Raw genomic sequence first — 15,348 nt, forward strand, 5'->3', positions numbered from 1 at the left:
ACGAATTCAATGACGAGCAGCGGCTTTCACCACCAATAGGTGGACGCCGCGGCCCACGAAAAGACCGACCCGTCGGTTTAAAAATGAGCCCCGGCAAGAGGGCTGATGATTGCGGAGCCGGTCCGCCAAGTTCCGAGCTCGCGCGATCGATTCGAGGGAGGACGACAACATGAAGCTCAGTTTGACCGATGGACTACATCGTCAGTTGCGGTCGGCACCCGATGCAGTCGCGACGACATTCGGCGACCGCTGTCGAACGTGGCGACAACTGGCGGATCGGACAGCGCGTCTCGCCGCGGTCCTGCAACAGATCGGCATGGCTCCGGGCGATCGCGTGGCGATGCTGGCGCTGAATTCCGATCGATATCTCGAATACATGCTCGGCGTCTGGTGGGGAGGCGGCGCCCTCAATCCGGCGAATACGCGTTGGAGCGCGGCGGAGGTCGCTTTTTCCCTCGACGATTGCGACACCGAGATCCTTCTCGTCGACGATCATTTCCTGTCCTGGTGCGACCACCTTCGGGCGGTCAGCAGGTCGCTGAAGACCATCGTCTATTTCGGCGACGGCGTTGCTCCTGACGGCGTGCTTCACGCTGAGCAATTGATGCGAGCTGCCGACCCGGTGGAGGATACGCGACGCGGAGGCGAGGATCTCGCGGGCGTTTTCTACACAGGCGGAACTACCGGGTTTCCGAAAGGCGTCATGCTGAGCCACAATGCGTTGCTCGGGAATGCCATCTGTAATCTGCTCGACGTGGCCTACGGCTCCGACGAGGTCGTGCTCGCAGTCGCGCCGATCTTTCATCAGGCCGGCATGTGCATCCTGATTCGAGCATTGGTACGAGGTTGCAGAACAGTCTACGTGGAGGCATTCGAGCCCGCGCAAGTGCTGGGCGCGATTGCGACCGAGCGGGCGACGTTTACGCTGCTGGTGCCGACGATGCTCCAGCGTCTGATCGAACATCCGGGGTTCGGCGAACTCGATCTCAGCAGTCTGCGAAAGATCGTCTACGGTGCTTCGCCCATCAACGAAGAGCTTCTCGGGCGACTCTTGAAAGCGCTGCCTCAAGTCGACTTTTATCAGGGCTACGGCATGACCGAGACGGGAGGGCCGTACACGATCCTGCCGCCACACTGTCATCGCTCGGACGATGCTGCCGACAAGGCCCGTCTGCGCTCCGCCGGGAGACCGGCGTGGGGCATCGAGATGCAGATCCAGGATCTCGACGGCACGGAGACCCAGGTCGGAACGGTGGGCGAGATCGTCGCTCGCGGCATCGGCGTGATGACCGGCTATTGGAACCGAGAGAAAGAAACCTCCGACGCCTTTCGCAACGGGTGGCTGCGCTCTGGCGACATGGGCTACGTCGATCCCGAAGGTTTCTTGTTCATCGTGGACCGGCTGAAGGACATGATCGTCTCCGGAGGCGAGAACGTTTACTCCGCGGAGGTCGAGAACGCGCTGGCTCGGCATCCCGCGATCGTGAGTTGCGCCGTGATCGGCATTCCCAGTGCGCGGTGGGGCGAGCAGGTGCATGCCGTCGTCGTCCTTCGCGCCGGCGCGGAGGCGACGTCAGCCGAGCTGCGCGACCATTGCCGCCAGTACATCGCCGGTTACAAGTGTCCGGTCAGCGTCGAATTCCGCGACGCATTGCCGGTGTCGGCGGCTGGCAAGCTGCTGAAGCACGAGCTGCGCGGTCCGTACTGGGCGGGACGCGAGCGTGCAGTGGGTTGATGGCGCGTGGCGGCCGCTACAGCGGCCGCCTGGGTCCTGGCAAAGAAGACCGTATTCGTCCCTTCAAGAGAGGCCGCCCATGCAACCAAGGACTCGAGCGGATCTCGCGCGCTCGTTGTACGACGCTCTGTCTGCCGGAGACCGCAAGAATCTCGACCAGCTTCTGCATCCGGATTTCGTCGGAGAGATCGCAGAAGGCATGCCGTTCGATATTGGCGGCAAGCACGAGGGCGCGGCAGCGATGCGCCGTAACGGCTGGGGCGGAATCGCTAGACATTTCGAAGCTCGTGCCGAGCCGGACAATTTCCTCGAGGTCGACGTCGATCGTCTGGTGGTGACTGGACGTTATCGCGGGCGTGGTCGAAGCGGAGGAGCCCTCGACGCTGCCTTTGCGCACATCCTTACATTCGACGGCGAGCGGATCAGCGCGCTTCGACAGTACACCGACACGGCGCGCTGGCGCGATGCTGCGAGGACGTCAGGAGTGGTTCAGCTCGACATCGTCGAAGGCATCGCCACGCTTCGACTGAATCGTCCAGAGCAGGGCAACGCCATCAACGAAGCGATGGCGTCTGAATTGAATGCGGCCGTGAAGGCGATCGCCGACGCCAGTGGGGTTAGGGCCATCGTGATCGCAGGATCGGGAGCCAACTTCACGGTCGGTGGCGACGTCGCATTGTTCGCGGGGACCGAGCCGGACAAACTACCCGGCCGACTGCGCACGATGATCGATGGATATCATCTGGCGATCGAGAGGCTGACAAGCGTCGATGCTCCTGTGGTCGCAGCGGTTCGGGGAGCTGCGGCGGGAGGAGGCTTGGGTCTTCTGTACGCCGCCGACATCGTGGTCGCAGCCCATGATGCCCGGTTCGCGCTCGGCTATGCCGCGCTGGGGCTGACGTCGGACGGCGGCAACACCTGGTTTCTGCCCCGGATGGTCGGCATGCGCCGGGCTCAGGAGCTCTTTCTGCTGAACCGCCGCCTGACCGCCGACGAAGCCCTCGCGTACGGCATCGTCACCCGCGTCGTGTCCGATGGCGAGGTCGAAGACGAAGCCTATGGCATCGCTAGAAAGCTCGCATCTGGGCCGACCAAAGCTTTCGGCGCGACGCGCCGCTTGCTCCGGCAATCTTTCGAAACCGGGCTGACGGAGCAACTCGGCGACGAATGCGAGTCCATCGTCGTCTCGGCCCGAACCGATGACGCGCGGGAAGGCGTGGCGGCGTTTGCCGACAAGCGGCGTCCGCATTTCCGCGGCCTCTGAGCCAGCGGCCCGCGGCCTGAAGGTTGGCCTGTTGCACCCGTCGCGGATCGCTTGCGCGTGGCAGCTTGGCCTGGGCAGTCCGGTCGTCCGTTCGATAATGATTGCACCGACGGCGTCGGGGCAGTAACGGAGGCCCGAACAGGCAACCCGTCCGACTCGCGGTCGGACGGTCCCGAAAGGCTGCGATGGCACGAACTCGGTCAGAAAACTACGACGACATTCAGAATGGGATTCTGACCGTCGCTTGCGAATTGTTCGCCCGCCAAAGCTACATGCGGGCCTCGATCGCCGAACTCGCGGACGCCTGCCGGCTGTCCCGTGGAGCGCTCTATCATTACTTCCAATCCAAGGAAGCGATCCTGTTTGCCATCCTCGATGCACACGTCCGGCGCATGATCGCGGACGTCGAGGATGCGATCGCAGCCGAGACGGACACGCTCGCTCAGTTTCGTGCCGCGATCCGCGCGATCGTCGAACTCAATGCCCGCTCGCCCAACGAACAGCGGCTGATCCTCAACGATATGGCCTTTCTCAGCGAGACCGAGCAGACGTCGATCAAATCGTTGGAGCGACAGATCGTCGAGATCGTTTCGGAACTTCTGATCCGATTGGACGGCCAGCACAAGATCGTGAAGCGGACCAAGACGGTCTACACGATGATGCTGTTCGGGATTCTGAATTTTAGTCACACCTGGTTCAATCCAGCCCGTGGACTGAGCCCGACCGAATTCGCCGACACCGTCGTCGACCTTTTTCTTTATGGGTTCACCAGCCCAGTTCCGGGCGAGGGGTGAGTGCATCTGAATCGGCTGAACGGGCTCGTTCGGACAGTCTCTGGGCGATCTCAAAATGGACTGCGCGTCTCTGCATCGTCATTGACGCTTGCGGCTGGCATCGGTGCCTTTACGATCGCCAGCACGCACTTTAGGAAATGAGCCCCGGTCATTCTTGCTGAGTGGGAGGTAGGATGATTTCTTGCAGCTCTGCCGCTAGTGGCACGACCTTGAGGAGTGCGTCGGCGCCCTTGGGCGTGATCTGAACCTGGATCGAGCGTCGATCCTCGGCATGGGCGGTCTTGGCCACCAGCTTGCGGGCCGCCGTGCGCTTCAGCATCTTGCGCAGCGTATTGCGATCACAGCTGATGCGATCGGCGAGCACCGATGGCGTCAGCGGGCCACGCTGGTACAGCGCCATTAGGGCGCCGAACTGGCGCAGCGTAATTTCGTTCTGCCGCGTGACAGTTTGATACAGGGCGTCATAGCGAGCATCAAGCAGCGGGGTCAGAAAACCGATGCCACTCTCGAGCTCTGAAATCACCCTCACGACCGGCCTGCAACCTATCGCGAACGCTGCCCGCGAGCACGGTGGTCCTCAGACAGCCGATCGCCGGATTAAACTATCAAAATTCTAAGTGGGCGAAACGTCGCCGCGGCGGAGGTTCTGAACAACCTGATACATCAGAAAAAACTGTTGCAGCATTGTTGCAGGTTGAAACCCACCTTCGCCTTATGGCTGTGGAACCCGCGCTCGCCTGTCAACAGAGTTCGCAAAATACCATCAACGGTTTGTGGCGGAAGGGGTGGAATTCGAACCCACGGTACCCTTGCGGGCACGCCGGTCTTCAAGACCTTCGTCGTTCTTCAGTATTTGTTGATGCATTGCTGCTGTGGGCCACCTTGAACGACGGCTCCCGGACGGTGAGGAAGAGGCGATCAAGAAAGCAATTGAGCGCAATATCCGACCCACCGCCAATTGCACGCGCTCTTTCCGTCACTCATCGACACCGGAAGGCGTCTTGGAGAAGCGGTCTCGATCGAATGTGCCTGGACCCGACGGGAGTAAGGATTTGCATTCATTCCGATCGCGCCCCATGATGTGGTGTAGCTGGCGGTTGCTAAGTCGACCAACACGCGAGTCTATCGTGGTCGACAGATAGTCTTTCACTCCCAAACGAAACGCAGCTCTTCACGGAACGCGAAGCGTTCGATGTGGCTGGTGACAACCTGCTGGAAGGTCGTCATGTTGGCCGCATCAATCGCGGTCAGATCGATCAATAGGGTGTCTGGCCTTGCGGTCAGCCGAGCCTGTCCGAGCGGTAAAGAAATTCGGCCCTGGGTCGGATCGAATTCGGTTTCAAACTTGTGCGCCCAGTGCTTGCAGAGCTGCTGAAGATAACGGCTGGCGTGGGCTGTGGGGACGGAGGCGTGGGTCGTTTGTGGGCTGGAGGTCGGGGATGAGTTCATGCACGATCTCAATGTTGCTTGATTGATGAACGGCTCAGGCGGGTGCCGTCTGAGCCGTTTCGCTTCGTTTGGACGGCGTCGCCGAACCGCGCGCCGCACGATCGATGTTTAGAAATTGAACGTCGCCGACACCATGTAGGTACGAGGCGCGCCGACGGCCAGATAGCCGCGGGCAGCCGACAGATAATAGGCCGTATCCGCGACGTTCTCGACAGTGGCGCGCAGGACAGCCGGCTTGCCGTTCGGGGCCACGAACGTGTAGCGGGCGCCGAGGTCGACCCGCGTCCAGCCGGAGACGGTCTGCGTGTTGGCCTGATCATAGAACACATCGGCCGTGTGGATGACGCGGCCGGTGAGGGTGACGCCCGGAGCCATCCAGGACGGCAGATCGTATTCGCCATAAAGGGTCAGCGAGGTGGTCGGCACACCGGGCACGTCGTTGCCGTTGTAGCGGCCGCCGATGGTCGATACCAGCTTGGCATCGATCAGCGCGATGCCGCCGAGCAGCCGGATGCCCTTGAACGGCTCGCCGAAGATGTTGAATTCGGCGCCACGGTTGCGCTGCAGCCCGTCGACCGAGAAAACGTTGGTGGTGGGGTCGGTGTAGGCACTGGGTTGCTCGATCTGGAACAGTGAGGCCGTCAGCGCCACGAAACCGAAATCATACTTGGCGCCGACTTCCTGTTGCTTGCTCACCGTCGGCGGGAATACCGTGTTGGGGTTACGCGCCGTTGCGGGGGCAGTCGGTCCCGAGTCGAGCGATTCGATATAGTTTCCGTATATCGACAACTCGTCCGTGGCGCGGATCACGGCGCCGACGGCGGGGCTGAAGCGGGCTTCGTTATAGTAGGAGGAGCGGGTCCCTTGCTTTGGCCCCACCGCCGTAACGAAGCCGCTCAACGCAATGTCCTGCCAGCGACCGCCGAGGGTCAGAAGCAGCCGGTCGTTGAACAGCGACAGCGTATCCGACACCGCCACGCTGCGAGCGGTCAGCCGCGACAGCAGCGGCCGGTCGTCGGACTGCGCGAAGCCGCTGGTCTGGAACGCACCCGGACGCGGACGCACCGGATTGTAGATGTTGGTCACGTAGCTGTACGGCGTGAATCCGAGCGTGCCGCCGCGATACAGCTCGTTGTTGGCCTCCACCGCCGAGATGTTGAGCTGGTGGCCGATCACGCCGGTCCTTAATTTCGACCGCAGCCCGATCTCGCCGGTGTAGCCCTGCAGCTCCTGCGGCTGGATTGCGAGGGTGTTGGTCGCCGTGCCGTTGAAATTGGTGATCCGGTAGGACGAGGTGAGGAAGTCTTCGTTGTAGATGCTGCCGCCGCCGGCGAGATACAGCGTGGTGTCCGGCAGAAGGTCGTATTCGGCGCGGCCGGCGATCATCTTGTAACGGCTGTCGATGTACTCGTCCTTGCTTGCGGTGTTGATGCGGCCGTTCGGCGCGGGCGGGATGACGATGTTCGGCGCTGCCGAGTTGAACAGCGACGTTGGCGCATTGATGTGCTGGACCGAGCTGTTGAGGTCGAGCGAGGCGCGGAAGTCCTCGCTGCGATAATCGAGACCGAGCGAGGCGACCCCGACCTCGACCGAGTTGAGGTCCAGCGGCGTATCGCCATTGCGGTAAGAGCCGTTGAAGCGAACGCCCCATTCCTTGAAGTCGCCGAAGCGGCGACCGACATCGAGGTGAGTCCAGATCTGGGAGTCGCTCATCCAGCCGGTCGTCAGGCGCGTCAGCGGTTCGTCGCCGGCCCGCTTCGGGATCAGGTTGATGGTGCCGCCGACGCGGGCGGTGCCGCCGCTGAGCAGCGCGCTCGGGCCTTTCAGGATCTCGACCCGCTCGATGCCCTCGAGGAAGCTACGCCGCGGATTGGCCAGATAGAACAGCCCGTCATAGGCGGTGTCGAGGTTGGTCACCGAGAATCCGCGGATGAAGAACGAGTCGCGCTCGCTGAACGGGGGGGCGTCGTTGCGAACCGACGGATCGTTCGACACGACGTCTGCGATGCTCCGTGCCTGCTGATCCTCCATCAGTTTGGAGGTGAAGCTGGTGATGTTGAACGGCGCCGAGAAGATCGAGGTGTTGCCGAGCAGGCCAAGCCGTGCCCCGCTGCCGACCTGTCCACCGGCATAGGGCACTGGCGGTTGTCCGACCGTTCCGGTCGGCGGCACCCCGGGTGTGGGGAAGACTGGCGGGGGCGCCTCGGCTTGCCGCGCGCGAGGACGGGACGCCGCGCGGCGCGGATTGGCGGCAGTGCTCGCAGGCCGGCTTGCTGCGCGCTGACGCGCTTGCGGTTCGAGGATCTCGATCGGCGGCAGGTTCGTCGAGCGCGACGACGACGTTTGCGCCATGGCACCATCGGCCAGCGGCATCATGCCGAAGCCCGAAACGACCAGAGCGACCTGACCAACTTTCTTTCTCATCAATATCTCCGAGATGTTCTTGGTGGAATGTCGTGGAGGGCTATCGGTCGCGTCGCGTAAGTTTGCGGGCGATGAGCTGTGATCTGGGGCCACATTTCGCTGGCGCGTTGAGCGGCGGCTCGAGGCCAAATGCGAGGGAGGGAGCGGCGGTTCATCGCAGCCGCGCCATGCAATGGGCGTCGACGAACTCACCGTCTCGAAAGCTGGCGGCCTTGTGCGTGCCCTCGATCGCGAAGCCGAATTTGGCGTACAGCGCCAATGCTGCGACATTGTCGGTGAACACCGTCATTTCCAGCCGCTTGATGTTCAGCCAGTTGTCGGCAGTGTCGATCATCGCGGCGAGCAGCTTCGAGCCGACGCCGATGCGGGCGTAGTTTTCGTGAACGCCGATCCAGAATTCAGCGGCGTGGGCGCGGCGCCCGTAAAACGGGCGCAACGCGGACGCACCGACCACGCGTCCATCCAATTCCGCCGAGTAGTGCAGGTCGCGTGGGGATTGCGGCTCGAGCCATTTGGCGATGGTTTCGAACGACTCGAAGGGAAGGGCGAGAGTCCAGAACCGAAAGGCGTGTTGATTGACGATGTCGTAGATGTCGGCCGTATCTTCCCGGCGCATCGCTCGAATGATCACATGCATGTCGTTGTCCATGGCGCGGGCCAGCTAGAACGTCAGCTTGGCGCTGACGAGGTAGGAGCGGCCGGGGTCATAGAGTGGCCGCACGACGCCGCTGCCGTATTCGAGTCCGTAGGTGCCGCGTGCCGCATAAGTCTGGTTCAACAGATTGCGAACCTCGCCGCGCAGCGTGAGCGAGGGCAGGGCGAACGGATGGTGTTCGGCAAAGACGTTGACGACCTCGTAGCCGTCGAGTCGTCCGATCCCGGTGAAGGGGTTCAGCAGGCTGTCGTCCTCGAACGCGATCTCGACATCACCGCCGATCGTCACGCTCGATGACGCGAAGCTGTGCGCGACCTGGACCGTCAGGATGTCGCCGATCGGAGCGGTCAGGTACTTGCCGAGATAGCTGTCGGCCGGCCTGCCATCGATCGCCGCGTCGGTACGAACGAACTGCAGGCGAACAAAGCCATCGTCCCAAGAGTAGGCGCCGCCGACGTGGAAGCCCTGGCTCTGCACATCGAAGGCGCGCAGCGCCATGTCGGCGGCCCATAGCGGGACGCGGGCATCCCAGATCCGAGTCCGGAATACGCCGCCCTCGATCCGGAAGCTGGTAAAGTGTGCGACCAGGCCCGCAGTGGCGTTGTCGGAGGTGACTGAACGCGGTCCGGCGCCGTAGTGCCAGGCTGGGTTCTGGACGTAGTTCTCTGCAAGTGGCACGCCAGCCCAGACGTTGGAGTAACCTGCCTTTGCGGTCAGGTGACTGGCCAGGGCGTATTCGCCCGACACGTTGCTGCTCAAGCCCTGGTCGCTGGAGCGGAATCCATTGATGCCACCGAACTGCTGATGGTCGCCGCGCAGTCCGAACGACAGCTTGGCGTTGTCCAGGAATGTCAGGCGGGCCTGTGCGTAGGCGCCGACATTGTTGGCGGTCTCGGCAGTTCGGTAAGTCCGTTCGATCGATCTGGCGCGGTCGCGATAGAAATCGATGCCGGCAACGATTTCGCCGATCGGCAGCGCGAACTTGTTCTCCAGCTTCCCGTTGAGACTGTCGGTGACGCCTTCGCTGGTGTAGCTGTAGGTCTCAGGTGTGGCTCCGGCGTATTGATCGACCGCGACTTGGGTACGGTTGTAGCCAAGCACGACGTTCGGATTCCACCACCCCTCCGGAGCGACATTGGAGTAGCTGACGACCGTGTTCTGCCGGTCGAGCTTGTAGGGGCGGACGAGCGGTGTCGTCTGCGAGCCGTAGATCTGCACCGCGTTGGCGCGGAACGGCCGGATGGCGTCGTCGCGGATCTGCTCGTGGCTGATGGACAAGCGATGTCCGTCGGCGTTCTGATAGGCGAGCTTACCGAGCCCGCTCAAGACATTGGTGGCGCTGCCGAGCACCTGTTCGCCGTTACCGGCTCGAAACTCGCTGCCTTTGCCGTAAGTGAACGAGCCCAGCGCCTCGAATTCGCCCTGGCGGCTGTAGCTGGTGAGATTGGTGGTCGAGACGTTGCCATTGAAGTTGAACGTCGACTTGATCGAGCCGCCGAAACCGTCCGCGGAGAGGAAGTCTCGTGCGTCCTTGGTGAAGTAGGCAATCGCGCCGCCGAGCGCGCCGGGGCCGGCATCGGCTGGCGCCACACCGGCATCGACGCGGACCGCCCTGAGCAGGCTGGGGTCGATCATCGTGGTGGCGTTGTGATGGAACACCTTGTTGTTCTGGCGTGAGCCGTCGATCGAGATCGCCAGATTGGTCTCCTCGATGCCCTGGACATAGAGCTTCTGGGACATCGGCAATGATGAGCCGACTACAACGCTTGGTTCGCCGCGGAACACGCCTCTCAGGTCGGTCGCATTTCGACGTTCGATATCGGCGCTGGTGATATCGATCTCGCGGATGCCGCCGCGCCCGATGCTGACCTCAGTCACGCTGATCGTCTCGAGCGCGATGGCGGCGTCGGGCGCCGACTCGATGGTGACGGTGCGGGGGCCGGTGAAGCGATAGGCGAGGTTCGATCCGGCGAGAATCTCGCGCAGCGCGGTCTCGGCGGCGAGGCGGCCGCTGACGGCAGGCGAGGCGCCACTGATTGCACCTTCGCCGAGCCGAACGACCTGAATACCCGTTGTCGTCGTGAAGTCGGCCAGCGCCGACAGGCGCGGCTTGGGCGCGATCTGGAAGTCGAACGTCGCGTCCACTCGCGGCCGGGCTTCGGACGCGGTCACGAGAAGTGCCAACGCACAGAGGGAGGTCCCGCACCTCGATCCGGCGACACTGGCAAATCTTTGCATGGTCTTGACGTCCCCCACGACAATCGAGGGGTACGCGTTCAGAGCCCTCGCTGATCAACGTGCGTGCGAGGCAAAACCCGTAAAAATACTGAGAAGCATTACCGGTAGATCAACGTGGCCACGCCAGGCACCGACAGGGTACGCACGCCAAGGGTGGCGCGCAGCGCCTCCAGCACCGACTCCTGATCGTCGGCGCGAAAAGTACCGGACAGCGTCGTCCGTTCGAGTTGCCGATCGACGATCAGAACGTGACCGGGCGCCATCTTGTCGAGTTCTTTGACGACCAGCGACAGTGGCGCGCGGTCAACGATGATCAGGCCGCGCCGCCACGCGAAAGCCTGGTCCGGTTCGATCGCGGTTGGTGTGCCGAGGCGACCGTTCTGGAGCGCGACCCGTTGCCAATCGGTCAGATCGACTTGGAGATCTGTCGTCTGAGGGCCTGAGACAGCAACCCGGCCGTGCTCGACAGTCACCGCCGCAGCATCGCGATCCACTTCGAAGGCGGTACCGCGAACCCGAACGTCCACCTGTCCTGCGCGGACGGTGAAAGGACGTGCGGAGTCGGCAACGACGTCGAACCAAGCGCGGCCGCGCAACAGGGTCACGACGCGGCGATCGCCCGCCATGTCGCTGTTCAGCGCCGTGTCGCCGTCGAGCACCGCCAACGAGCCATCGGCGAGCCGCACGTCGCGCCGTTCACCAGGGCGCGTGGCCGCATCGGCAAAGGCCCGGTCGATGAGGCCGGGATCGCGCCACATGAAGATCGCCGCCACCAGCGCCAGCACCGCCGAAGCGGCGGCGAACTTCACGCCGATTTTTGCTGGCCGGCGAGGGCGCGGAGTCGGGATTGACGCTGGGGCGTCGCGGTGCCATCCGGAAGCGGCGAGCTGCGCCGCCGGCTGATCGAGCGCACCCCAGAGCTCCGAGACGGCCTGCATCGCTTCAGGATGTGCAGCATTCGCCGCGAGCCAGGTCTGGTAAGCGCGGCGTGTCTCGTCCGATACGAGCGGATTGTTGAGGCGGACGAACCACTCGGTCGCCTCCTGGAGCGCCCGCTGGCGGTCGTCGTCATTCGATGCGGTGTTCATCTCCACGCCATCTCTCGCGATGCGCGGGGGCATGATCGACGTCGCGCGTCTCCGACGCGCGGCCGTCGCCGCATTCTCGCGTGTGATCGTAGGACGCCGTGTTTCAATGCATCAAGACTTCACAGGTGGTTCAGAACGATCGGTTTGCCGTGATAGCTTTCGACCGGCATCTCATAGCCGAAGATCCGCTGCAAGCTGGTTGTGTTTGCGATCAGCGCCGGGGGACCGCTTGCGACCACCGTGCCGTGCTTCAGCGCGACGATGTAATCGGCGTAGGTCACCGCCTGATTGATGTCGTGCAAAACGATCACGATGGCCCGCCGTTCGCTGTCGGCGATCTCGCGGAGGGCGCGCATCAGCTCGCGGGCATAAAACATGTCGAGATTGTTGAGCGGCTCGTCCAGCAACAACCATCGCGTGCCCTGACAGAACGTCATCGCCACCAGCACGAGTTGGCGCTGGCCACCGGACAGCGTGTCGATGAAGCGGTCGGCGAACGACGTCAGATCGAAGCGTTCGAGTGCAGCCTGGGTCAGCGCCCGATCCTCGTCGGTGATGCGGCCGCCATTGTGCGGGAACCGGCCGAAGGCGACCAACTCACGCACGCGCAGCCGGCTGGCAATCGCCGGGTCTTGCCGCAGGATCGCGAGCGTGCGGGCGAGCATACGGCTCGGCGTCGCGCCCACCGTCAGCCCGTCGACCGTGATGGTGCCTTGCTGCAACGGCTGAAGCCGCGCGATCAGCGATAATAGGCTCGATTTGCCGGCACCGTTCGGCCCGATCAGCGCGGTGACGCCGGTCTCCGGGATTTCCAGATTGATGTCTTTCAGGATCGGCGCGCCCTGATGGGCGAGCGAGACGTTGTTCACGACGATCATCGCCGGACTCCGTGCAGAAGCATTACGAGGAACACCAGGCCGCCGACGAATTCGATGACGACGCCGAGCGTCGAGGCGCCGCCGAGCACGTGCTGCAGGATCGTTTGGCCGCCGACCAGCACGATCACGGCGACCAGCGCCGCGGCCGGAAGCAGGATCGCGTGGTGCCGCGTATCGATCAGCCGTTCGCCGAGCGCGACGACGAGCAGGCCGAAGAACGCCACCGGCCCGACGAGCGCGGTCGAAACCGCGACCAGCGCCGCGACCAGCATGATCATGCCCGCAACGACGCGCGGCCATTCCAGGCCGAGGCCGGTCGAGACATCGCGGCCGAGTGCCAATACGTCGAGGACATGACGCATCCGCCAGACGATCGCGATGCCGACCAGCGTCAGCGCGCAGGCGGCGATCAGAAGCTCGCCGTGGATCTTGCTGAAATTGGCGTAGCTGGCGCCCTGCAGCACCACGAAGTCGTTGGGATCGATCAGCCGGGCGAGCAGCGATGACAGGCTGCGAAACAGCACGCCGACGGTGACGCCGGTGAGCAGCATCAGGATCAGGTCCATGCGGGCCTTCAGCAGCGGCAGAAACAGCAGCGCCGCGAGGATCACCATCACCGTGGCCTCGCCGACGAACTTGAGCCGCGGGTCAAGCACCGCGAAACCAAGCCCGCCGACGGCGAATACCAGCAGCGATTGGCTGAACACGTAGAGCGCGTCGAGTCCCATGATTGACGGCGTCAGGATCCGGTTGGTCGTCACCGTCTGAAACACCACCGTCGAGACTGCGATCGAGACCGCAACCACGATCAGCGCAGCCAGGCGGACGGCGCGCAGCTCGAGCGCGAACCACAGGTTTCCACGCAGTCCGACCGTCATGTAGGCTGCGATGCAAGCGAGCGCGACCACGCCGAGCGAGGCCAGCACAATCGTCGATCTGTCACGCATGGGACGGACGGCGCAATAGAAGCCACAGGAATGACGCTGCGCCGACGACGCCCAGCACGGTGCCGACGGGGATCTCGTAGGGGAAGTGCAGCAGCCGGCCGATGATATCGCAGGCGAGCACCAGCGCAGCGCCGCTCCCCGCGACCCAGGGGATCAGTGATCGCATATTGTCGCCGATCAGCCGCGAGACCATGTTGGGGACCACGAGACCCACGAACGGGATCATCCCGACGATCACAACGGTCAGCGCGGTGACGATCGAGATGATCAGCAGCCCGATTTGCATCATGCGGGCATAGTCCAGCCCCAGCCCGACACTGACGTCGCGTCCGAGCGACATCAAAGTGAGGCGGTCGGCGAACGCCCAGGTTACGGCGAGGACAGCGGCCGAGACCCAGAGGAGTTCGTAGCGACCGCGCAGCACGCCGGAGAACTCGCCGTTGGTCCAGATCTCGATGAACTGCAGCAGATCGGTGTGCCAGGCGACGAAGGTAACGGCGGCGCCGACCACGCCGCCATAGACCAGCCCGAACAGCGGCACCAGAAACGGCTGCGTCGGCGGCAACCGATGGGCGATCGCCAGGAACAGCGATGTGCCGGCGAGCGCGGTCAGGCTCGCGACCAGCGTCTTGGTGGCGATCGAGGCCGAAGGGAGCAACAGCGCCACCAACAGGATGCCGAGCGCGGCGCTCTGGCCGGTCCCCGCCGTGGTCGGCTCGACGAACCGGTTGCGAGCCAGCGTCTGCATCACCAGGCCGGCAATCGCGAGGCCGGCACCGGTCAGTACGGCGGCCAGCGTGCGTGGCAGCCGGCTCGCGGCGACGAGATAAAGCGTATCGGGATTGGTCAACACGTCGCGCGGCGCGACGTCGCCGACGCCGACGAAGATGCTGACGAAGAACAGGGCGACCAGCGCCAGCAGCGCGGTCGTCCCGGCGGAGCGCGAAGCGGCTCGCTCGACTGCGATCATTGCGGCGCCGAGAAGCCGCGGGTGAGAGCCGCTAGAACGCGGGTCATCGCCTGGATGCCACCGCCGGCGATGTAGAGATCGGCGGAGGGAAGATAGATCACGCGGCCGCTCTTCCAGGCCTTGGTGTCACGCACCAGCTCGTTGTCGAGCGTGGCTCGCGCTTGATTGTCGCCGGCCCCGATCGCCATCGCGCGGTCGACCACGATCAGCCAGTCCGGATCGGCCTTGCGGACGAACTCGAAGGAGACAGCTTCGCCGTGGATCGAGGGGGCCATGGTGGTCACCGCCGGCTCGATCTGGAGCGTGCTATGAATCCAGCCGAACCGCGATCCGAGGCCAAAGGCGGAGATTTTCGGCCCGTTGGTCATCACGATCAGCGCGCGTCCTTTACCCTTGGCCGCATCGCGCGCCGCGGCGATTGCCGCGTTGAACTTCTGCTTTTCGTCCTCGGCGGTCTGCTCCCGGCCGAACAGCCGGCCGTAGGCCTGAAGCCGGGCTTCGGCATCCCGGACCAGTTCCTGTCCGTCGATCGTCATGTCGATCGTGGGCGCGATACGCGAGGTGAACTTCGCCTTGGGCGATGAACGACCACCGAGAATGATCAGATCCGGATCGAGCGCGCTAAGGGCTTCGAGATTAGGTTCAAACAGCGTGCCGACGACCTCGCCGCCGGCAGCGGCTGATTTCAGTTCGGGCAGGAACACCCGATCCGGAACGCCGGCAGCCTTGACGCCGAGCAGGTCGAGCGTATCGAGCGCTGCCATGTCGAATACGGCGACGCGAGACGGTTTTGCCGGCACTCTGACCGAGCCTTGGGCGGTCTGGATCTCGATGGTCTCTGCGGAGGCAGCCGTAGGCAGAGCAAGCGTGGCGAGCAAGGCGATGATGCGGAACAAGTACATGAGT

13 protein-coding genes are annotated in these 15,348 nt (G+C 63.6%); 3 read left to right on the forward strand and 10 right to left on the reverse strand.

The annotated features are described in order from the left end of the window. Nucleotides 1-169 precede the first annotated feature (169 nt). The 3 genes from DNX69_RS11710 to DNX69_RS11720 all read left to right on the forward strand — a co-directional run bounded on the left by DNX69_RS11710 (nt 170) and on the right by DNX69_RS11720 (nt 3,793). Complete coding sequence (locus DNX69_RS11710) at nt 170-1,735, forward strand: acyl-CoA synthetase (RefSeq protein WP_110786173.1); 1,566 nt, start codon at nt 170-172, stop codon at nt 1,733-1,735. Further along, the gene (locus DNX69_RS11715) at nt 1,722-2,999 is read left to right on the forward strand and encodes an enoyl-CoA hydratase-related protein (RefSeq protein ID WP_207803141.1); all 1,278 of its coding nucleotides are present in this window, start codon (nt 1,722-1,724) and stop codon (nt 2,997-2,999) included. The genes DNX69_RS11710 and DNX69_RS11715 overlap by 14 nt, the downstream gene beginning before the upstream one ends. 185 nt (nt 3,000-3,184) lie before the next feature. Continuing rightward, nucleotides 3,185-3,793 carry a TetR/AcrR family transcriptional regulator gene (locus tag DNX69_RS11720; RefSeq protein ID WP_110786175.1) on the forward strand — a complete coding sequence of 203 codons (609 nt, stop codon included), beginning with the start codon at nt 3,185-3,187 and terminating at the stop codon, nt 3,791-3,793. Between the two features lie 148 nt (nt 3,794-3,941). On the opposite strand, the gene DNX69_RS11725 is transcribed toward DNX69_RS11720, so the two are convergent. The 10 genes from DNX69_RS11725 to DNX69_RS11770 all read right to left on the reverse strand — a co-directional run bounded on the left by DNX69_RS11725 (nt 3,942) and on the right by DNX69_RS11770 (nt 15,344). Then, nucleotides 3,942-4,316 carry a MarR family winged helix-turn-helix transcriptional regulator gene (locus DNX69_RS11725; RefSeq protein ID WP_234826939.1) on the reverse strand — a complete coding sequence of 125 codons (375 nt, stop codon included), beginning with the start codon at nt 4,314-4,316 and terminating at the stop codon, nt 3,942-3,944. A 623-nt stretch (nt 4,317-4,939) separates the two neighbouring features. After that, complete coding sequence (locus DNX69_RS11730) at nt 4,940-5,242, reverse strand: DUF2218 domain-containing protein (protein ID WP_110786176.1); 303 nt, start codon at nt 5,240-5,242, stop codon at nt 4,940-4,942. Between the two features lie 108 nt (nt 5,243-5,350). After that, nucleotides 5,351-7,666 (reverse strand): TonB-dependent receptor, encoded by a 2,316-nt coding sequence (locus DNX69_RS11735; RefSeq protein ID WP_110786177.1) that lies wholly within the window; start codon nt 7,664-7,666, stop codon nt 5,351-5,353. 151 nt (nt 7,667-7,817) lie between these two features. Beyond that, complete coding sequence (locus DNX69_RS11740; protein ID WP_207803142.1) at nt 7,818-8,303, reverse strand: GNAT family N-acetyltransferase; 486 nt, start codon at nt 8,301-8,303, stop codon at nt 7,818-7,820. Between the two features lie 24 nt (nt 8,304-8,327). Beyond that, nucleotides 8,328-10,466 carry a TonB-dependent receptor gene (locus DNX69_RS11745; protein WP_234826940.1) on the reverse strand — a complete coding sequence of 713 codons (2,139 nt, stop codon included), beginning with the start codon at nt 10,464-10,466 and terminating at the stop codon, nt 8,328-8,330. Nucleotides 10,467-10,657: 191 nt separating this feature from the next. Next, nucleotides 10,658-11,647: a FecR family protein gene (locus DNX69_RS11750; protein WP_110786180.1), complete on the reverse strand. Its 990-nt coding sequence runs from the start codon at nt 11,645-11,647 to the stop codon at nt 10,658-10,660. 119 nt (nt 11,648-11,766) lie between these two features. After that, nucleotides 11,767-12,525, reverse strand: coding sequence for an ABC transporter ATP-binding protein (locus tag DNX69_RS11755; protein ID WP_110786181.1), 759 nt, complete (start codon nt 12,523-12,525; stop codon nt 11,767-11,769). Then, nucleotides 12,522-13,472: an iron chelate uptake ABC transporter family permease subunit gene (locus tag DNX69_RS11760; protein ID WP_110786182.1), complete on the reverse strand. Its 951-nt coding sequence runs from the start codon at nt 13,470-13,472 to the stop codon at nt 12,522-12,524. Before DNX69_RS11760 ends, DNX69_RS11755 begins: the two co-directional genes overlap by 4 nt. Beyond that, nucleotides 13,465-14,442, reverse strand: a complete 978-nt coding sequence (locus DNX69_RS11765; protein WP_110786183.1) for an ABC transporter permease — start codon at nt 14,440-14,442, stop codon at nt 13,465-13,467. The genes DNX69_RS11760 and DNX69_RS11765 overlap by 8 nt, the downstream gene beginning before the upstream one ends. After that, nucleotides 14,439-15,344, reverse strand: coding sequence for a siderophore ABC transporter substrate-binding protein (locus tag DNX69_RS11770; protein WP_110786184.1), 906 nt, complete (start codon nt 15,342-15,344; stop codon nt 14,439-14,441). The genes DNX69_RS11765 and DNX69_RS11770 overlap by 4 nt, the downstream gene beginning before the upstream one ends. Nucleotides 15,345-15,348 lie beyond the last annotated feature (4 nt).

Origin of the sequence: Rhodopseudomonas palustris, from assembly GCF_003226555.1 — a bacterium.
GTDB classification, from domain to species: Bacteria; Pseudomonadota; Alphaproteobacteria; order Rhizobiales; family Xanthobacteraceae; genus Rhodopseudomonas; species Rhodopseudomonas palustris_I.